Consider the following 17,770-nt stretch of genomic DNA (forward strand, 5'->3'; position numbering starts at 1 on the left):
TCACTGCTCCGTTCCCACCAGTTCCTGGAGCTCTTCGGCATCGAATTCTTGCTCGATCAGCCTGATCGACACGACCCGGGCAAATGACGCAAGATCGGGATGAGCGAACAGATCCGAGACCGCGATCGAGACGCCAATCTCCTGCGACACCCGGCTCAGCACCCGCACGGCGAGCAAGGAATGTCCGCCGAGCTCGAAGAAGTGATCGTTGCGTCCGACCTGATCGACGTCGAGCAGCTCCGCCCAGATCCCAGCCAGCGCCAGCTCGATCTCGTCCTCGGGTGCCTCGTAGGTGCGACCCGCCAAAGCATCCTCGCCCGGCGCCGGCAGTGCACGCCGATCGATCTTCCCGTTGGGGGTGAGCGGCAACTGCTCCAGCACCGTCACCGACGACGGCACCATGTAGTCAGGCAGAACGGCGGACAGTGCATCGCGCAAGGCGCGGCCGTCGAGCGACGGCCCGCCACTCGCATAGGCGAACAACTGGCGCCCGGTCCGGCCTTCGCCTGCCACAACGGCCGCCGCACGCACGCTACGCTGCTCGAGCAGACGCGCCTCGATCTCTCCGAGCTCGATGCGAAAGCCGCGGATCTTCACCTGCTGGTCGGCGCGGCCGACATACTCAATCACGCCGTCGTCGCGCCAGCGCGCGAGATCGCCGGTGCGATAGAGGCGCGTGCCATCGTCGCTGAACGGATCGGGGACGAACCGCTCCGCGGTCAGTGCAGCCCGGTTCAGATAGCCGCGGGCCTGGCCAACACCACCGATGAAGAGCTCGCCGGTGACACCGATGGGAACGATATTGAGGTCGGGATCGAGAATGTGCGCCGACCTCGCACCGACGGGCCGCCCGATCGGTGCGGGCTGGTGAGGTGTCAACGCGGCGTCGACGATCCATGCCGTCGGTGCGATCACCGTCTCTGTCGGGCCGTAGGCATTGACCAGAAGATCGATATCGACGGCCTCGCGAAATGCCCTGACCCCAGTATCGGACCAGGCTTCGCCGCCGACGATACAGGCCCTGATCGCCAGCCTGCGCCCGCCCTGCCGCAATGCCGCGCTCAATTGATCCGCATAGGCCGGCGGCAGGAAGATCGAGGTCACCGCATTGCGGGTCATCTCGCTGACGAGATCGTCAATCAGAAGACCGGGCTTCGAAGGCAGGACGAGCGAACCGCCCGTCATCAGCGGCACCAGCCATCGCTCGTGGGCGATGTCGAAATTGATCGATGCCGTCTGGAACTCGCGGTCACGCGAGGTCATGCGGTACAGCCGGCCGATGGCTTCGCAATGCATCGCCAGCGGTCCGCGCGCGACCGCCACGCCTTTCGGCGCGCCGGTCGACCCGGACGTGTAGATGACATAGGCCAGGCTGTCCGGATGGATTTCGATGTCGAGGTTCCCGCCGTCCTCGCCGGCGCACGGCGATGGTTCCTCGATGCAGAGCGCCTCGACCCCGGCTTCGCGCAACACCGGTGCAAGCGACTCGAGCAGCGCGCCTTGCGTCAGGACCAGCGCCGCGCCGCCGTCACGCAGCATGTAGGCAAGCCGCTCGGCCGGATAATCCGGATCGAGCGGCAGATAGGCGCCGCCGGCCTTCAAAACTGCGAGCAGCGCGATGATCATGTCCAGGCTTCGGCTCAAGGCAATGCCGACCAGCCGATCCGGACCGACATTCCAGAGGCGAAGGCGTCGTGCGAGCGCGTTCGCACGCGCGTTCAACTCGCCATAGGAGATGCGCTGGTCGCCGCAGACGATGGCAATGGCAGACCGCGCCTGCGCGGCCTGCGCTTCGATATGCATCACGACGTCGGCGCAGGATGATGCGGAGGTCAGCCGCGCTGCGCCACTCCATTCGAGAGCTCGTCGCGCGTCCTGCTCGACTGCCGCAGAGAGAGCACCGAGCGCACGTTCCGCATTCGCCGCGATCCGTTCCAGCAGGCCGTGGAGAATGTCGCGAAGGCGCAGGATCGCTGCTTCGTCGTACCGGCTCCGGTCATAGTTGAATTCAATGTTCAGCCGATCACCTGCAGCGAACACCGCCACCGCCAGCGCATAGTTCGTCGGCGTCACATGCGCCACACGTCCCAGCCGCGGACCACCTTCCCCGTCTCGCAGCACCCGCTCGTCGATCGGATAGTTTTCGAACACCAGGATACTGTCGAACAGCGGCTGCCCGGCACGGCCGGCGAGGCGCTGAATGTCGTAGAGCGGCGTCCAGCCATGCTCACGCAGCGACAAATTCTTTTCCTGCAACTGGCGCAGCCAATCGCCCACGATAGTTTGTGGGCTGGTCGCGTCGACGATGGGAAGCGTGTTGATGAAGAGGCCCACCATCTCCTCCGCGCCGGGCAATTCGGCCGGACGACCCGAGATCGTCACGCCGAAAGAGACCGCCGACTGCCCTGAATGACGCCGCAGCAGCTGTGCCCACGCGCCCTGGATGAGCGTATTGAGCGTCACCCGTTCGCGCTTTGCAAAGGACTTCAGCCGCTCGGTCAGCGCTGCGTCCACCGCAAGCCCGACGCTGGCATGGCCTTCGGCCAGGGATGTCTTGGGGGGCGCCAATGTGTTTGCGAGCAATGTGGGCACCTCGAGCCCTGCCAAAGCCTCCCGCCAGAACCGCTCGGCGCTTTCGCGATCGCGATCCTGCAACCATGCAATGTAGTCGCGATAGCCGCCCTGCACGGCCGGCAGCGGGCGGCCGCTCACCTGCTGCAACACCTCCGCCACCAGCCGGGCCGAGCTCCAACCATCGACGAAGATGTGATGATGGGTCCAGATCAGCCAGTGCCTGTCGTCGCCGAGACGGATCAGACGGATACGCTGAAGCGGCGGCTGCGAAACATCGAAGCCCATCTCGCGCTCACTCCGGGATATCTCCGCCAGCGCGGCTTGCAGATCCGCAGGCGCGCTGCCGCGCCAATCCTCCTCGACGAACGGCACCGTCACATGACGATGCACCATCTGCTGCGCTGCGCCCGACAGGTTCTGCCAGACAAACCCCGTCCGCAGGGCCGCATGCCGGTCGCTGACCATCTGCCACGCGGCCTTCAGCTTGCCGGCATCGACGCTGAACAGCTCGAGCCCGACCTGATTCACATAGGCATCGTTGGCACCATCGCGCAACGCATGAAACAGCATGCCCTGCTGCATCGGCGAGAGCGGATAGATGTCCTCAATGCCGCGAAGATCCAAGTTCGCAGCCAACTGATCGAGGTCGGCTTGACCGAGCCCAGACAGCGGGACATCCGATGGCGTGAGGCCGAACGCTCCATTGCAGCAATGGGCGATCAGTTCGCGCAGTGCGTCTTTGTAATGTGCGGCGAGCCGCTCGACCGTCGCGTGCCGGTAGCGCTTGCGTCCGTATCCGAGAGATAATTCCAATCGGCCTTCACGCACGAGGCCAGTGATGTTCAGCCAGCCGCGCATGGGTGCCGTGGCGCTACGCGAGGGACCAGCACTCTCCGCTGCGAAGGAGAAGTGTTGGTTTATCCCTATGTTGGCGTCGAAGCGGCCTAGATAGTTGAAGACGATCTGCGGCTCCGCCAATTGCGCCAGAGCATGGCGCTGCTGCTCGGAGCCGAGATGGCGCAGCACGCCATAGCCGATCCCGCGGTTCGGAATCGCGCGAAGCGTCTCCTTCACCGCCTTGATCAGCGACGCCTCGTCGCCTGCATCTTTCAGCCGGACCGGAAAGGCCGTCGTGAACCAGCCGACGGTGCGGGACACATCTGCATCCGGGAAGATCTCCTCGCGGCCGTGGCCTTCGAGCTCCACGGTGATCTCGTCGTGCTGGCTCCAGCGTGACACCGCACGCACGAGACCGGCGAGCAGGAGATCGTTGACCTGGGTCCGATAGGCAGCCGGCGCCTGTTCGAGCAGCTGTGACGTCAGGTCGGCATCCAACACCAAGGACACCTCGCCGCCATCACCGACGCGATCGACATCGCCATGGTCGTCGTTGCATGGCAGGCGCGCTCCGGCACCACGATCCAGCCAATACGGCAATTCGGCCGCGATCTCCGCCGTTCCCGCATAAGCATGCAGCCGCTCGCTCCACGAGGCAAAGGAGTCGCTCTTCGGCGGCAGCGCGACGGGACTGCCACGCTGCAGCTGGTCATAGGCCAACGCCAGGTCTTCCAGCAGGATACGCCAGGACACGCCATCGACGACGAGATGATGAATCGCAAGCAGCAAGCGTTGGCTACCGTCCGTCAGGTCCATGCCGACCGCGCGCAGCAGCGGTCCGGAAGACAGTGAGAGGCTTTCCTGCGCGGCACCGGCGAGCGCCGTGACCTCTGTCGCGCCGCCGACGCCCGCGTGAATCCATAACAGTTCGGATGACCCCGGTGCCGGACCCTCCTCCGCCCGCCAGGCGCCATCCACCTGCTTGAACCGCAAACGCAACGCATCGTGATGGTCCAGGATGGCCGCAAGCGCGCGCCGCAGCGTCTCCCAATCGACCTGCATCCGGGGCAGCAGCAGAACCGCCTGGTTCCAGTGATCCCGGTTGGCAATGTCCTCGGCGAAGAAGCGCGTCTGAATCGGCATCAGACGGGGCATGCCAGATGCGGTGTCGCCGACTGACGCCTTCGCCGCCGGTCTCTCCTTCTTGGTCGTCCCCGCCGATATCACGGCAACCATCGCCAACCCGGCAACCGTCTGCTGGCTGAAGATCTGCTTCGGAGTGAGCCGGATGCCGCGCTTGCGCAAGCGGGCGATGATCTGCAGGCTCAGAATCGAATCGCCGCCGAGTTCGAAGAAATTGTCATTGCGGCCGACGCGCTCGCGAACGAGCACCTCGCACCAGACCGCCGCGATCGCAACTTCAATATCCCCCGCAGGCGCGACATAGCCGGCCGGCGCCCCCTGTTCGGCCGGTTCGGGCAAGGCGCGACGATCAATCTTTCCATTGGGCGTCAGCGGTAGTCGCGCCAACATGACGATGTGTGACGGAACCATATAGTCCGGCACGATTGCGGCCAGCTGTTGCTTGATCGTATCGGCCTGCGGACCGACGCCGCTCCCGGGCACGCAATAGGCGATCAGCTCCTGGCGCTCACTTGCACCGATGGCGCGTGAAACGACCACCGCGTCACCGATTCCCTGCAGCGCCTTAATGACGCGCGCGACCTCGCCCAGCTCGATGCGATAGCCGCGCAACTTGATCTGGTCATCAGAACGACCCAGGAATATCAGCCGGCCCTCCCGGTCGCAGCGGACACGATCCCCGGTTCGGTAGAGGCGCTCGCCCGCGGCGCCGAACGGATCCGGCACGAAGCGTTCCGCGGTCAGGCCCGCCGCGCCGCGATAGCCCCGCGCCAGGCCGGCGCCGCCGACATAGAGCTCGCCAACGACACCGATCGGCACCTCGTTCAAGGCGTCATCGAGGACATGGACGCGCAGATTGGCAAGAGGCAGACCGATCGGAACCTTACCGTCCCCGCGGCCTGCCGCGCACTCATGCGTCACCGCACCGACGGTCGTTTCCGTGGGCCCGTAATGATTCAGGATCCGGCACTCCGGCCGCAAGCGCCGGACGTCGTCCAGCAGCGCGCCATCGCACGCCTCGCCGCCCAATACGAGCGCGTCGCGGGGGAGCAGATCGGCCGAGCGCGAGGCCTGAAGCAGCCCTCGCAGATGGCTCGGCACGATCTTGAGAATGTCGACCTCGCCCTCGCGCATCGCTTGCGCAAACGCATCCGCATCGAACACGGCCTCCGGTGACAGCAGATGCAACGTGCCGCCGGATGCGAGCGCACCGAACAGGACAGTGTGGCCGAGGTCGGCCGCCACCGTCGAAACCATCGCCATGCTCGCCGACGGCCGCGGCTTCAGGCGCTGCAACAGAGCTTGCACGTAATTGGCCAAGGCCCCGTGCGAGACGCTGACGCCCTTAGGCGCGCCGGTCGATCCGGAGGTATAGATGACGTAAGCGGTCTGCGTTGGATGAATGGTCGTGTCGAGCGGCAGGCTCGACACCTCGGCGCGCGCCGCTTCCGCCTCCGCGTCGAGCACCAGGCAGCCCAGCTCGCGCGCATCCGCCAATTTGTCGCCCGCCGCAAGCATGATGTCGATGCCGCCGTCGGTCAGGATACGGCGGACGCGCTCCAACGGCCATTTCGGATCGAGCGGGACATAAGAGCCGCCCGCCTTCAGCACACCGAGCAAGGCGACGACAAAGGCCGGAGAGCGCTCGATCCACAGCGCAACCGGTGTCTCGCGTGCCACGCCCTTGGCGATGAGGGCGTGCGCGATACCGTTTGACCGCTGCTCGAGCGCCGCAAAGGTCAATTGCTCCCGGCCGCATCGAATGGCGATGGCGGTCTGTCGATCCGCGGTCGCCGCGCGATGAAGGCTCATCACATCGGCAAAGCCGAACGCCGCAGCCTCACGAGGCACGGTCTGCCGGTGTCCGTCGTCGATGACGAAGTCCGATATCCGCCGCTCGGCATTGTCGGCAATCTGGCGCAGCATCGAACTGAATTGCGTCGCCAATCGCGCGATAGTCGGACGATCGAACAGATCGGTGGCGTAGTTGAACGTGACCTTCATGCCGACGCCATCGATGACGTCGAGGGCGAGATCGAAATGCGAACCAGCGAGATCGACAATGTCGATGTCGGCAGCGAGCCCCTCTACACCGGAGAAACCGCCCGGCGCCGTCATGTAGTTGAACTTCGCCTGGAACAGGGGATTTTGCCCACCGCTGCGTTCGGGCTTGAGGCCGTCGACCAGCATTTCGAACGGAAGATCCTGGTGCGCCAGCGCCTCGACCACCGACTCCCTGACCTGACGCAACAGGCTCGTGAAGCTCGCTTCGGCGGTCATCTCGGCCCGCAGCACCAGCGTGTTGACGAAACATCCGATCAGTCGTTCGAGCTGCGTATGCCGGCGCCCGGCGACCGGCACGCCGACACGCAAATCACTCTGCCCGGTGTAGCGATGGAGCAGCGCGTAATATGCGCCGAGCAGTAGCATGAAGACGCTGACGCGCTGCTTGCCGGCGATCTCCCGGAGCCGGGACGCAAGCACGGCGTCGATGGCCAGACCGATCGTATCGCCGGCATGGCTCTGGATCGTCGGGCGCCGCCGATCATGCGGCAGCGCCAGCACCGGGTGAGCATCGCCGAGCTTGGCGCGCCAATAGGCGAGCTGCCGATCGCCCTCGCCGCCCGCAAGCCAGCTTCGCTGCCAGGCTGCGAAATCAGCATATTGAATTGACGGAACCGGCGGCACGCCTGCGCCTTGACCAGTACCGGCTCGATAGAGAGCGGCCAGCTCTTCGAGCAACACATCAAGCGACCTGCCATCGACGATGATGTGATGGGCCAGCAGCAGCAATTCATACGCATCGTCCGCGAATTGAAGCAGCACGGCGCGCAACAATGGCCCGTTCACGAGGTCGAACGGCTTCCCGAGCTCGGATCGCCTGATCGTCTCCGCGCGCTCGGAGCGCTCCCGCACAGAATAGGAGCGGAGATCCTCGTGCCGGACGCCGATGCTCATGACATCGTGGATCAGCTGCGTTCCGCGACCGTCCCTGGCGATGAATGTGGTCCGCAAAATCTCGTGACGACGGACGATCTCGCCGAGAGCGCGCGATAGTACGGCATGATCGAGCCGTCCCTTCAGACCGATTGTGCTCGCAACGGTATAGGCTGTCCCAGCAGGGTCCATGTTCCAGAGGAACCAGAGCCGCTCCTGCGCGTGCGACAGCATCGCGCGATCGGCCGCGACGGCCCATGGGATCGGCGGGAGCGCCCGGCCAGCCCCGGTGCCCGCCAAAACATCGATCCGGCCAGCGAAGGCCGCAAGCGCCGGCGCGTCGAAGAAGGTGCGCAGCTCTACTTCCACGTCTAGACGGTCGCGGATCGCCGCGGCGACTTGGCCAGCCGCGATCGAGTTTCCGCCCAGCACAAAGAAATCGTCCTCGCGATGCACCGCCGCGACGCCAAGTGCGTCGCACCAGATCGAGGCGACGGCGCGCTCGGTATCAGTCGCCGGCACCGCCAGGGATGCAGTGCCGCGGCGACGCCCTCTCTCGAACACCGCGAAGCTGTCGAGCGTGTTGTCGGCGAGACGCGTTGCGCAGGCCGACCGCTGCAGCTTGCCGCTCGTGGTCAGCGGCATCGCTTGCGGGTTCAGCAGAACGATCACCGCCGGATATTCCTGAGCCTGCCGGAGGACGGCTTCGCCGATCGCATGTGCGAGCGCTTCCGGGTTGCTGCGCTTGAGCACGGCGCGGCTGAACTCCGCCGCTACTCCGATGGCCTCACGCCCATCGACCTCGACGGGAAAGGCGGCAACCCGTCCGCTGCGGACGGATTCGACCTCGGCTTCGACCGCCTGCTCCACGTCCGTCGGATAGACGTTCTGCCCGCGAACGATCAGCAGGTCCTTGAGACGACCGGCCACCACGAGCGCACCGTCGCGAATGAAACCGATGTCTCCGGTCCGAAGCCAACGCGCGCCATCTCGCTCCACGAAGGCTTGATGTGTGGCCTGGGCATTGTTCCAATATCCATGCGCGACGCTGGGACCCGCGGCCCAGATCTCGCCGACCTCATTCGCCTCGGCCTCGGCGGAGCCGTCGATACGCATGATGCGCACGGCGTGACCAGCGGCAGTTCGACCGCATGCCACGAGGTCCGTGCCTTCGCTGGCGCTCGCGATGCGGCCGGCAGCGAGTTCCGCGGTGTCGAGCGTATAGCTGACGGTCTCGGCGTTAATGTCGCCGGCCGTGACCAGCAGCGTCGCCTCCGCAAGGCCATAGCAAGCCGTCAACGCCCGTCGATCGAACCCGGCCCGCGCAAACCGATTGCCGAACTTCTCGAGGGTCGTCCGGCGGACAAACTCCGAGCCCGAGAACGCAAACTTCCACCGGCTTAGATCCAGCCGACTGATGGTCTCATCCGAAATGCGGTCGGCGCAGAGCGAGTACGCGAAGTCGGGACCCCCGCTCATCGTGCCGCCGTGGCGGTCGATGGCCTCGAGCCAACGTCGTGGCCCCTCGAGGAAATTCCGCGGCGACATCAGGACGCCGGTAAAGCCCGTGAACAACGGATTCAGGAGCCCGCCGATCAGTCCCATGTCGTGATAGAGCGGCAGCCAGCTCACGAAGACATCGTCCAGCGTTCCGCCAGCGGCCGCTTCAATGGCGCGCTCGTTGGCCGCCAGATTTCCATGAGAGACGCAAACGCCCTTCGGCTGCGAGGTCGAGCCGGATGTGTACTGGAGGAACGCGATCGCATCGGCCGCGGGCCTCGTCTCGCTCCAGTCCGCCGCGAGGTCGAGCGAGATCGTGTCCACCGCAATGATCTGCACGTCGGCGAGCTTGGGCAGTGCCGCCTCGATGAGACCGCGCAGGCCCTCCTCCACCAGGATGAAGCGAGGCGCGGCATCCTGCAGGATACCGTTGAGTCGTCCTGCATAGCGCTCGGGGCCGCCCTCCGGCGGATACGCCGGCACGGCGATCACGCCCGAATACAGGCAGGCATAGAATGCGACGGCATAGTTGATTCCGCTCGGAAGCAGAATCACCGCCCGTTCGCCCGCCCCGCCCACCTGCTGAAACCACGCCGCAAGTGCCCTGATCCGAGCGTCGAGCGCAGCGAACGTCAGCTCGCCGGCGACGTCGTCGCCTTCGAGGAACCGCAACGCCACCTGCTCCGGTCGCAAGGCAGCGTGCTCGCGCAAGCGTTCGACGAGGTTGGATCTGTCCATGTTCTCGAATTCCTGTCCGGCCGCGTGCCGGAAATACCCGCCGCCGAATGAGACCTGCCGCCGATCACCCTTGCCGATGAGCTTCGGCCATAGCGACGATCACCTTGCGCGGCCCCTTGAACGGGGCCCGCGCGTGCGCGGTCAGCATGTTGTCGAGCATCACGACGTCGCCGGCCTGCCAGGGAAAGCTGATCTTGTGCTTCTCGAGAACGGTCCGGACCGTTGACAGCGTCTCATCCTCGATCGTCGAACCGTCGCCGTAGAACACGTTGCGCGGCAGATCGGCTTCGTCCTCGACCACGTCGAGCAGACTCTCGCGCACCTCCGGCTCGAGATTGGAGACGTGGAACAAATGCGCCTGGTTGAACCAGACCCAGTCACCGGTGATCGGGTGCTGCGCCGTGCCCTGACAGATCTGGCGCGTGCGGAGCTCGCCGTCTTCCTTCCACTCGCATTCGATGTCTTGGCGAGCGCAGTAAGCCTCCACCTCCGATCTGGAGTCGGTGCCGAACACCTGCTGCCAGTCGACGTCGAGCCCGTTGCCGTAGTTCCGCACATACATCACGCCCTTCTCGGCGAACCGCTCGCGAATGGCCGGCGGCATGTCGCGATAGATGGCGCGGCTGTCGGCGATCGGCGTCTCGCCGCCTTCCAGCGCCGGCTGCATGCAGTAGAACCAGATCTTCATCGGCCAATCGCGGGTATAGGCCTGCTCGTTATGCAGCGGGATATGCTGGTGCGGCGGATACTCCGTGGACGTGTAGACACCCGAGGTCACCTGCGAACGCGGCGTCGACCCGAACTCGTAGGTCAGCAGCCGATGACCGAAACCGGCCGCGAAGGCTCGAAACGCATCGGGACCACCGAGCGAGAAATCGCGAAACACGATGCCGCCGCTGTCGGTCAGGTACCGGTCGATCGTCGCACGCAGCACGGGAAGGGCTTCGCCGAGCGGCTGCCCGGCCTCACCTGCCCTAAGCAGCATGGGAAGAGTCTTGCCGTCAATGAGTGGCTGGACGGAGAACGCGCTCATGATCCTCGCTCCGATGCGAAGCAATCGATCGCCCCGATTGCCGGGCCAGCGCCCAGCCGATCCGGTCGATCAGCTCGGCCTGCTCTGTGTGAATGAAGAAGTGATGCCCGGGCAGAATATCGAGCGTGAATGCCGCCGAGGTCTCCTGCCGCCAAGCCTCGAGTGCTTCGCGGCTGGTCTCGTCGTACGCTCCGCCAAAGACGTGCACCGGGCACGGCAATGGACGCCGCGCCCGGTAGGCATAGGCCCCGCACATCAAAAAGTCAGCGCGCAGCACCGGCAACGCGGATCGCATTAGCTCGGCATTCGACAGCGCCTCGTCGGGCGTGCCCTGAAGATTACGCAACTCCTGCATCAGCGCTTCGTCGCTCAGGGGATGGCGCCACTTGCTGCCGTCCCGAACCGCCGGCGCTTCCGCACCCGAGGCGAAGAGAATGGCCGGCGCAGGTGCTCCGCGATCGAGCAGGCTATGTGCGAGCTCGAACGCGATCACGGCGCCGAGGCTGTGCCCGAACAACGCGTAGGGCCCGTCGAGCTGTGCCGCGAGTTCACCAGCCAGCTGCGCCGCCAGCACGCCTGGATCGGCCGCCAGCGGCTCGTCCATGCGCGCACCACGCCCGGGCCATTCGACCGGCCGAACGTCGATCCACGACGGCAGCAGCCTGCGCCACCGCGCATAGAACATGGCACTGCCGCCGGAATAAGGCAGACAAAGAAGCCGCATCGGACGACCAGACTTCGCTGACTACGTCGTCTGCTGAGGCGACGCGCCGTCCATGAACTTGCGCAAGCTGAGCGGGCGCATGTCGGTCCACACCTGCTCGATGTGGTCGAGACATTCCTTCTTGCTGCCCGACTTGCCCACTGCCTTCCAGCCGGCCGGAATCTCCTTGAACGTCGGCCAGATGGAGTATTGCTCTTCGTGATTGACGACGACGGTGAAGGTGACGTCGTCTCTGTCGAACACCATCATGGCGCGATCCCCTTTTCGGAAAGCGAAAGCAGAGACGTTTGACTAGGTCAGAAGGAGACGAGGGTCAAAGCAATATCGACGCGTCTTTTTTTAAGACCTCAAAACTGGCGACACACGAACACAATGCAACCTCCGCGCTTGCGCGCCAACACGCGGGAAAACATTGGGATTTCAGGAGGCGCCGCAGATTGCTGCAATTCTAACCGCGCAAGGAGGAACTTTCTCGACACTGCTTGATCTCACATCTTGTCGCGTGCGGCGCTTAGTTGTGCTGTCATCAAACCCAAGACGTGCAACTTGTTAGTCATTGACCCAACGAAAAACCGCCGCGGACGAGATCCGCGGCGGCACGCAGCAGAGCACTAAGGACTAGCTTTCAAAAATTGAACGTCGTCGATAGGAGGTAGGTGCGCGGGGCACCGAGTGACACAGCGCTACTCACGGTGCGATAGGAGTTCCAATACGCCTCGTTGAACACGTTCTCAACGCTTGCGCGAATGACTATCGGCTTGCCGTTCCAAGGCGACAGGAAGGTGTAGCGCGCGCCAAGGTCGACCCGCGTCCACGCAGGAAGCTCCTGGGTGTTAGCATCGTTGGCGTAGCTCTCGCTGGTATAGATTACACGGCCGGTCATAGTCAGCCCAGGCAAGAATGGGGTATCCCACTCGGCACCCATGTTGACGTTAAACGCTGACACGCCCACCGGAACCTTTCCATTGTAGTTGAAAATGATCGTTCCCGCGGACACTGCCTGTCTGACGACCTCACCGTCGATGAAGCTCAAGCCACCGAGCACTCGGAACGTCGGCGTCACTTCTCCGAAGGTCATCAGCTCGATGCCGCGGTTGCGCTGCTCGCCGGAAAGTCGCCTCGCAGGGAGCGCCTGCCCCGGCACCGCGACGGAGATGATGTTCGGACTGGTGATGTCAAATGCGCTCGCCGTGAAGCCGATCCGACCCATATCAACCTTCAGGCCGACTTCCTTCTGCTTGGTTTGAGCGGGAGGAACAATGTCGCCCACGTTCGAATACACCTGGGCTCCGACAACAACTTCCGGCGCCTTTAGACCTTCGATGTAATTTGCGTAGAGGGAGATGTTCTCCACCGGCTTGACAATGACCGCATAGCCGGGGCTCCAAGTCGGCACCTCGACACTCGACTTGGCTGAGGTCAGCAGGTTCAAGCTGTCTACAGCTGCTGTCTGCCGCCTTGCGCCGATTACGAGCTGCAGCCTGTTGTCGAGCATCGACATCGTGTCAGCGATACCGACGCTGGTAAGCTTCGTCTGCGTCTGCAGATTTTGGGCGACAGTAACAAAGTTTGGAAAAGGAATCGGGAGCGGATTGTACAGGTTTGAACTGATAGCAGTACCGGCCCTGCCGAACGAGCTGTAGTCCCGCTCGAAAGCAGAGTAGTTGACCGTCAACAGATGATTGATGGGGCCGGTATCGACCGAGGCGCGCAGCCCCGCCTCGCCCGTATAGTTGTCATAGACATCACTTCCACTGAAAGGAACGGCCGACCAGTTACCGTTTGCGTTCGTGATACGTGGCGAAGGGTAAATGTAGTCAATCTCGCTCTTGTGATATCCGACCGCACCATAGACAGTCACGGACTCCGTTAGGTCGACTTCGCCCCGGGTCAGTGCGAAGGAATCTCGCGGCTTCCAAGTTGCCCAGTCCGGCATGTAGTTCGCTCCGGGCTTTGGAAGTGCGGGCACCGGAATTGTGGTCGCAAAGGGAGGGCTGGTGGTGAACGTTAGAAATCGCAAGGGCGGCTTGAGATTCTCGGCCTGATAGCCCAGATCGGTGGAAAAGCGGACACGCTCGCCGCGGTAGTCCAGATTGAGCACCGCGTTTCCAAACTGGTCGGTTTGTCGGTCATACGCTGTCGATCCACCCCGTCCCATGCCGTTGAAGCGGACTCCCCATTCCTTATGCTCGCCGTATCGTCGGCTAATATCGGTTTGCAGTCCGAATTGAGACTTTGAGATATACAATGCGGTGAGCTGAGTGATGTCGAAGTCGGGAGCTCGCTTCGTTACCAGATTGATGCTGCCACCATTGGCCCCTGCGGGCGGCATCCCTCCGAGAAGCACGCTCGGCCCCTTCAGAACCTCAACACGTTCAAGGAAATTGGCGGACGTTGAGTAGAACGGTGCCATTCCGTAGAGACCATTCATCGAATAGTCGCCACTGTCGTGCCAAAAGCCCCGGATGTACACACCATCAATGCCGTTGCCAGCGGGCGTCTTCGTTCGGACCGAGGGATCGTTGAACAGAACGTCCCCTACTGTGCGCGCTTGCTGGTTCTGTATCAACTCCGCCGTATAGCTCGTCTGGTTGAATGGCGTGTTCATCACACCGCGATTGCCGAGCAGACCGAGGCTTCCGCCGGTTGCGACTTGGCCGCCTGCGTAAGCGGGCGGCACCGTGCCGACCGTACCGGTCGAAGGCACCACATAGGGAACGGGTGCAGCCTGGCGCGGAGCCGCCGCGGCGACGGATCGCTGTCCACGCGAGGCGCGCGTCGGCTGTGATCTCTGGACCGGCTGACGAACTCTCGGCTTGGGGGCATCCACGGTCACGGGCGGCAGATTGGATTGCGCAACCGCACGCTGAAGGTCACCCGAAGATTCCATCGACAGCGCGAGATAACTCACCGCGCCCAACGATAGTGTACGCACGATTTTCCTGGCCGAGAGTTCACGCGTCATTCCTGCGCCCCAATTCCACTTGCAAGCACGTCCCCGTCGCTTCCTAACATACGACTGTGCTGCGAGAAGAAATTGAGACCTAGAAATTATCTAAGGTTGCACGACAAAAACCGTCGTGATCGGAGAAGCGATTTCCTGTTTCGAACTTCACTGCAAATTTTCGAATGCTTCTAGTTTCAAATCGTTCTAATCGCCGATCCAACGTGTGACACGCAGGCGATCCGCTGTCATTCCGTCCGGAATTCTCGATTTAGCCAAGTAGGTTGCGTATGGTGCGAATGAATATTCTTGCACCAATTTCTATCAACTGATCCGGAAAGTCGTAGTTCGACTCATGCAACCCGGGATGCTCTTTGCCGGCTCCCAGGAAGAACATCGCCGACCTCGAACGGAAGCCAAAACGTCCGAAGTCCTCGGAGCCGCGCAGTGGGAGGCCCTCCGCCGAATGTCGCACCCCCTCTGCGTCCAGCGCATTTCTAAGATGGGCAACAGCATCGACGTGGTTTGCGCAATGATTGAAGACGTCGCGATAAGCGATTTCCGTGCTCAGCCCCTCACCGGCCGTCACGCGTCGAACCAAGTCTTCCGCCTCCAGGCGGAGCCGTTCCATCATCACGTCGGTGCATGTTCTCAGTGTCGCCCACAACTCGCCGAAGCCCGGCGCGATACCGAACGCAGGCTCCCCAAGTCTTGCATGGGTGACCGTCAGCATTGAGAAGTCGTCGTCCAGCTCCGTACCGTGCCCAAGTGCGGGAATCTCCAGCAGGAGCCTGGCGAGTGCGTCTTTCGGGGAGATACCGAGCTCCGGATTCGACGCGTGCGTGGTTCGTCCTGATAATCTGATCTGCATTCCTTGCGAGGCGCAATTCACCAAGCCCTCGGCAAGGGAGACCTGTCCAAGACCGAGCCCGGGAAGGTTATGCAGCGCGAAGACAAAGTCGGGCCGCACCTGCTCAAACTTCGCATCAGCCAGAACGGCGGCCGCACCGGACCCGTCCTCCTCGGCCGGCTGAAACAGGAGCGCTACGCGACCTCGGCTTGGACGTTGCTGGCTCAGATTTTGCGCTACGGCCGCCAGAATTGCCATATGACCATCATGACCGCAGAGATGGGCACTTCCTGCTACCGGTGATCGATGCTTGAGTTCTGATTTTTCCTGAATCGGCAGTGCATCCAGTTCGGCCCGAAGCATAATCGTCGGGCCAGACTCACGTCCATCGTAGATTCCAAGCACGCCGTGACCACCGAGGCCCGAAACGATCCTGTCGGCACCCGCCGCCTGAAGACGGGCCCGCACGGCTTCCGCGGTTTTTGCCTCTTGTCCCGACAGTTCCGGCACGGCGTGAAGATGGCGTCGCCATGCCACCAATTCATTCGGATCGTTCTCGGTCAGGAACATTGGGCTTCTTTCTCACTCATGACCGGCGGCGAAACGCCTGTTGTAGTCGCTGCACTGCTCTCGTCAATTCGATCGCGCGGAAGCCGAGCTCAGTATCACGCCTCAGACCGTCTGCTCAGATTTGCAGTCGATAGATTTTTGTGCATCTCCCGGTGCACACATCGTGCACACGCCGCCCCTTAGCGTTGAAAATATCGAGCTCTCGCTCCAATCCATCACGGGCGCCGTGGAGAGCTTTCCATCGTCGCGGTCTCGCCTCGGGCCTGCGGCCGACGCCTTCGTCAGCGCGGGACGACGGCCGTCGCCTCGATCTCGACACGCGAGGATGGCTCGACGAGACGCACGATCTGCACCAGCGCCATGCTGGGGTAATGGGCGCCAATGACCTCGCGATAGACTTTGCCGAGCGCCTTCAGGTTCGACACATATTCGTCCATATCCACGACGTACCAGGTCAGGCGCACGAGATGGTCCGGCCGCGCGCCGCCCTCTGCCAGGATCGCGACGATGTTTTCGAGCGTCTGGCGGACCTGCGCAACGAGTCCGTCGGCAAATCGCCCGGCGGCGTCCCAACCGACCACACCACCCGTCACGATGAGTCGTCCTTCAGCCATGACACCGTTCGCATACCCCTTCGGCTGCGGCCAGCCGCTGGGCTGAAGCAGTTGCAGACCACGCGCAACGGGGGCTTCCGGCTTGCTGATCGTGCTCATGCGTAGTTCTCAATCCTCTCAGCGCGGCTTCAACAGCTCGCGGGCGACAATCAATTTCTGGACCTCGGTCGCGCCCTCGTAGATGCGCAGCGCGCGGATTTCGCGGTAGAGACCTTCGACGACCTCTCCCTTGCGCACGCCGCGGCCGCCGAACATCTGGACGGCACGGTCGATGACGCGCTGCGCGGTCTCGGTGGCGGTCAGCTTCGCCATGGCGGCTTCGCGCGTCGTCGGAAGCTTCTGGACATCGCGGCGCCAGGCCGCGCGGTAGGTCAGCAGCGCCGCCGCGTCGGTGTCGGTCGCCATGTCGCCGAGCGCGGCCTGGGTCAGTTGAAGATCCCCCAGCGTCGCACCGAACATGTTTCGGCTGCGGGCATGCGACAATGCCTCGTCGAGCGCGCGACGGGCAAAGCCGAGGGCTGCGGCGGCGACCGATGCGCGGAAAATATCCAGCGTCTGCATCGCGAGCTTGAACCCACCCCCGGGCGCGCCGAGCCTACGGCTCGCGGGAATCCGGCAATTGGTGAAGCGCAACGTCGCCAGCGGGTGCGGCGCGATGACGTCGATGCGCTCGGCAATGCTGAAACCGGGATCATCCGGAAAGACGACGAAGGCCGAAATGCCGCGGGCGCCCGGCGCCTCGCCCGTTCGAGCGAACAGCGTATAGACGTCGGCAATACCGCCGTTCGAGATCCAGGTCTTCTCGCCGTCGATGACGTAGTTGTTGCCGTCGGCCCGCGCCGTGCATGACATCGCCGCGACGTCCGACCCCGCCTCCTTCTCGGAGAGCGCGAAGGCCGCGAGCCATTCGCCGGAACGCACCTTCGGCAGCACGGCCTTGCGCAGCTCCGCCGAGCCACCCAGAGCAATCGCTCCGGAGCCAAGCCCCTGCATGGCGAAAGCAAAATCCGCGAGGCCATCGGCATAGGCCAGCGACTCGCGCGACAGGCAGATCGAGCGGGAATCGATCGACGTCGCATCGCCATCGGGCGCCGCGACCGCGCAATCGAGCAACCCCGCCTCGCCCATCGCACGCACAAGCTTGCGACAGGCACCATCCACATCATTGTGATCGATCTTGTGAAGGGCTCCCGACTGCACGAAGCGATCGAGCGCCTCGCCGATCGCAAGATGGGGGGACTCGAAGAACGGCCAGTCCAGCCATTCGCGCCGGATCATCTTTACCACGGAGTTCATCCGATCCCCT

General features: G+C 63.5%; 8 protein-coding genes. All 8 read right to left on the reverse strand.

Features of this window, described 5'->3' with window-relative positions:
- The 8 genes from ABIA45_RS12710 to ABIA45_RS12745 all read right to left on the reverse strand — a co-directional run bounded on the left by ABIA45_RS12710 (position 1) and on the right by ABIA45_RS12745 (position 17,760).
- A complete protein-coding gene (locus ABIA45_RS12710) occupies positions 1-9,729 on the reverse strand; it encodes an amino acid adenylation domain-containing protein (RefSeq protein WP_404652244.1) in 9,729 nt (3,242 codons plus the stop codon).
- Between the two features lie 64 nt (positions 9,730-9,793).
- Complete coding sequence (locus ABIA45_RS12715; RefSeq protein WP_404652246.1) at positions 9,794-10,762, reverse strand: TauD/TfdA family dioxygenase; 969 nt, start codon at positions 10,760-10,762, stop codon at positions 9,794-9,796.
- A complete protein-coding gene (locus ABIA45_RS12720) occupies positions 10,731-11,486 on the reverse strand; it encodes a thioesterase II family protein (RefSeq protein WP_404652248.1) in 756 nt (251 codons plus the stop codon). The genes ABIA45_RS12715 and ABIA45_RS12720 overlap by 32 nt, the downstream gene beginning before the upstream one ends.
- 21 nt (positions 11,487-11,507) lie before the next feature.
- Positions 11,508-11,735 (reverse strand): MbtH family protein, encoded by a 228-nt coding sequence (locus ABIA45_RS12725; RefSeq protein ID WP_036013449.1) that lies wholly within the window; start codon positions 11,733-11,735, stop codon positions 11,508-11,510.
- A 376-nt stretch (positions 11,736-12,111) separates the two neighbouring features.
- Positions 12,112-14,451, reverse strand: a complete 2,340-nt coding sequence (locus ABIA45_RS12730) for a TonB-dependent receptor (protein WP_404541866.1) — start codon at positions 14,449-14,451, stop codon at positions 12,112-12,114.
- A gap of 250 nt (positions 14,452-14,701) precedes the next feature.
- Entirely contained in the window at positions 14,702-15,850 is a 1,149-nt protein-coding gene (locus tag ABIA45_RS12735) for an amidohydrolase (RefSeq protein ID WP_404652250.1), read from the reverse strand.
- A 281-nt stretch (positions 15,851-16,131) separates the two neighbouring features.
- Positions 16,132-16,563, reverse strand: a complete 432-nt coding sequence (locus tag ABIA45_RS12740) for a RidA family protein (protein WP_157282368.1) — start codon at positions 16,561-16,563, stop codon at positions 16,132-16,134.
- 18 nt (positions 16,564-16,581) lie between these two features.
- Complete coding sequence (locus ABIA45_RS12745; RefSeq protein WP_404652252.1) at positions 16,582-17,760, reverse strand: acyl-CoA dehydrogenase family protein; 1,179 nt, start codon at positions 17,758-17,760, stop codon at positions 16,582-16,584.
- Between the last annotated feature and the right edge of the window lie 10 nt (positions 17,761-17,770).

This window comes from Bradyrhizobium sp. USDA 336, from assembly GCF_044908355.1.
Lineage (GTDB): Bacteria > Pseudomonadota > Alphaproteobacteria > Rhizobiales > Xanthobacteraceae > Bradyrhizobium > Bradyrhizobium yuanmingense.

Excerpts from the sequence above, each read along its gene's own strand:
- ABIA45_RS12720 (WP_404652248.1), bottom strand. The coding sequence starts at position 11,486 with ATGCGGCTTCTTTGTCTGCCTTATTCCGGCGGCAGTGCCATGTTCTAT.
- ABIA45_RS12735 (WP_404652250.1), bottom strand. The coding sequence starts at position 15,850 with ATGTTCCTGACCGAGAACGATCCGAATGAATTGGTGGCATGGCGACGC.
- ABIA45_RS12710 (WP_404652244.1), bottom strand. The coding sequence starts at position 9,729 with ATGGACAGATCCAACCTCGTCGAACGCTTGCGCGAGCACGCTGCCTTG.
- ABIA45_RS12740 (WP_157282368.1), bottom strand. The coding sequence starts at position 16,563 with ATGAGCACGATCAGCAAGCCGGAAGCCCCCGTTGCGCGTGGTCTGCAA.
- ABIA45_RS12715 (WP_404652246.1), bottom strand. The coding sequence starts at position 10,762 with ATGAGCGCGTTCTCCGTCCAGCCACTCATTGACGGCAAGACTCTTCCC.
- ABIA45_RS12725 (WP_036013449.1), bottom strand. The coding sequence starts at position 11,735 with ATGATGGTGTTCGACAGAGACGACGTCACCTTCACCGTCGTCGTCAAT.
- ABIA45_RS12745 (WP_404652252.1), bottom strand. The coding sequence starts at position 17,760 with ATGAACTCCGTGGTAAAGATGATCCGGCGCGAATGGCTGGACTGGCCG.
- ABIA45_RS12730 (WP_404541866.1), bottom strand. The coding sequence starts at position 14,451 with ATGACGCGTGAACTCTCGGCCAGGAAAATCGTGCGTACACTATCGTTG.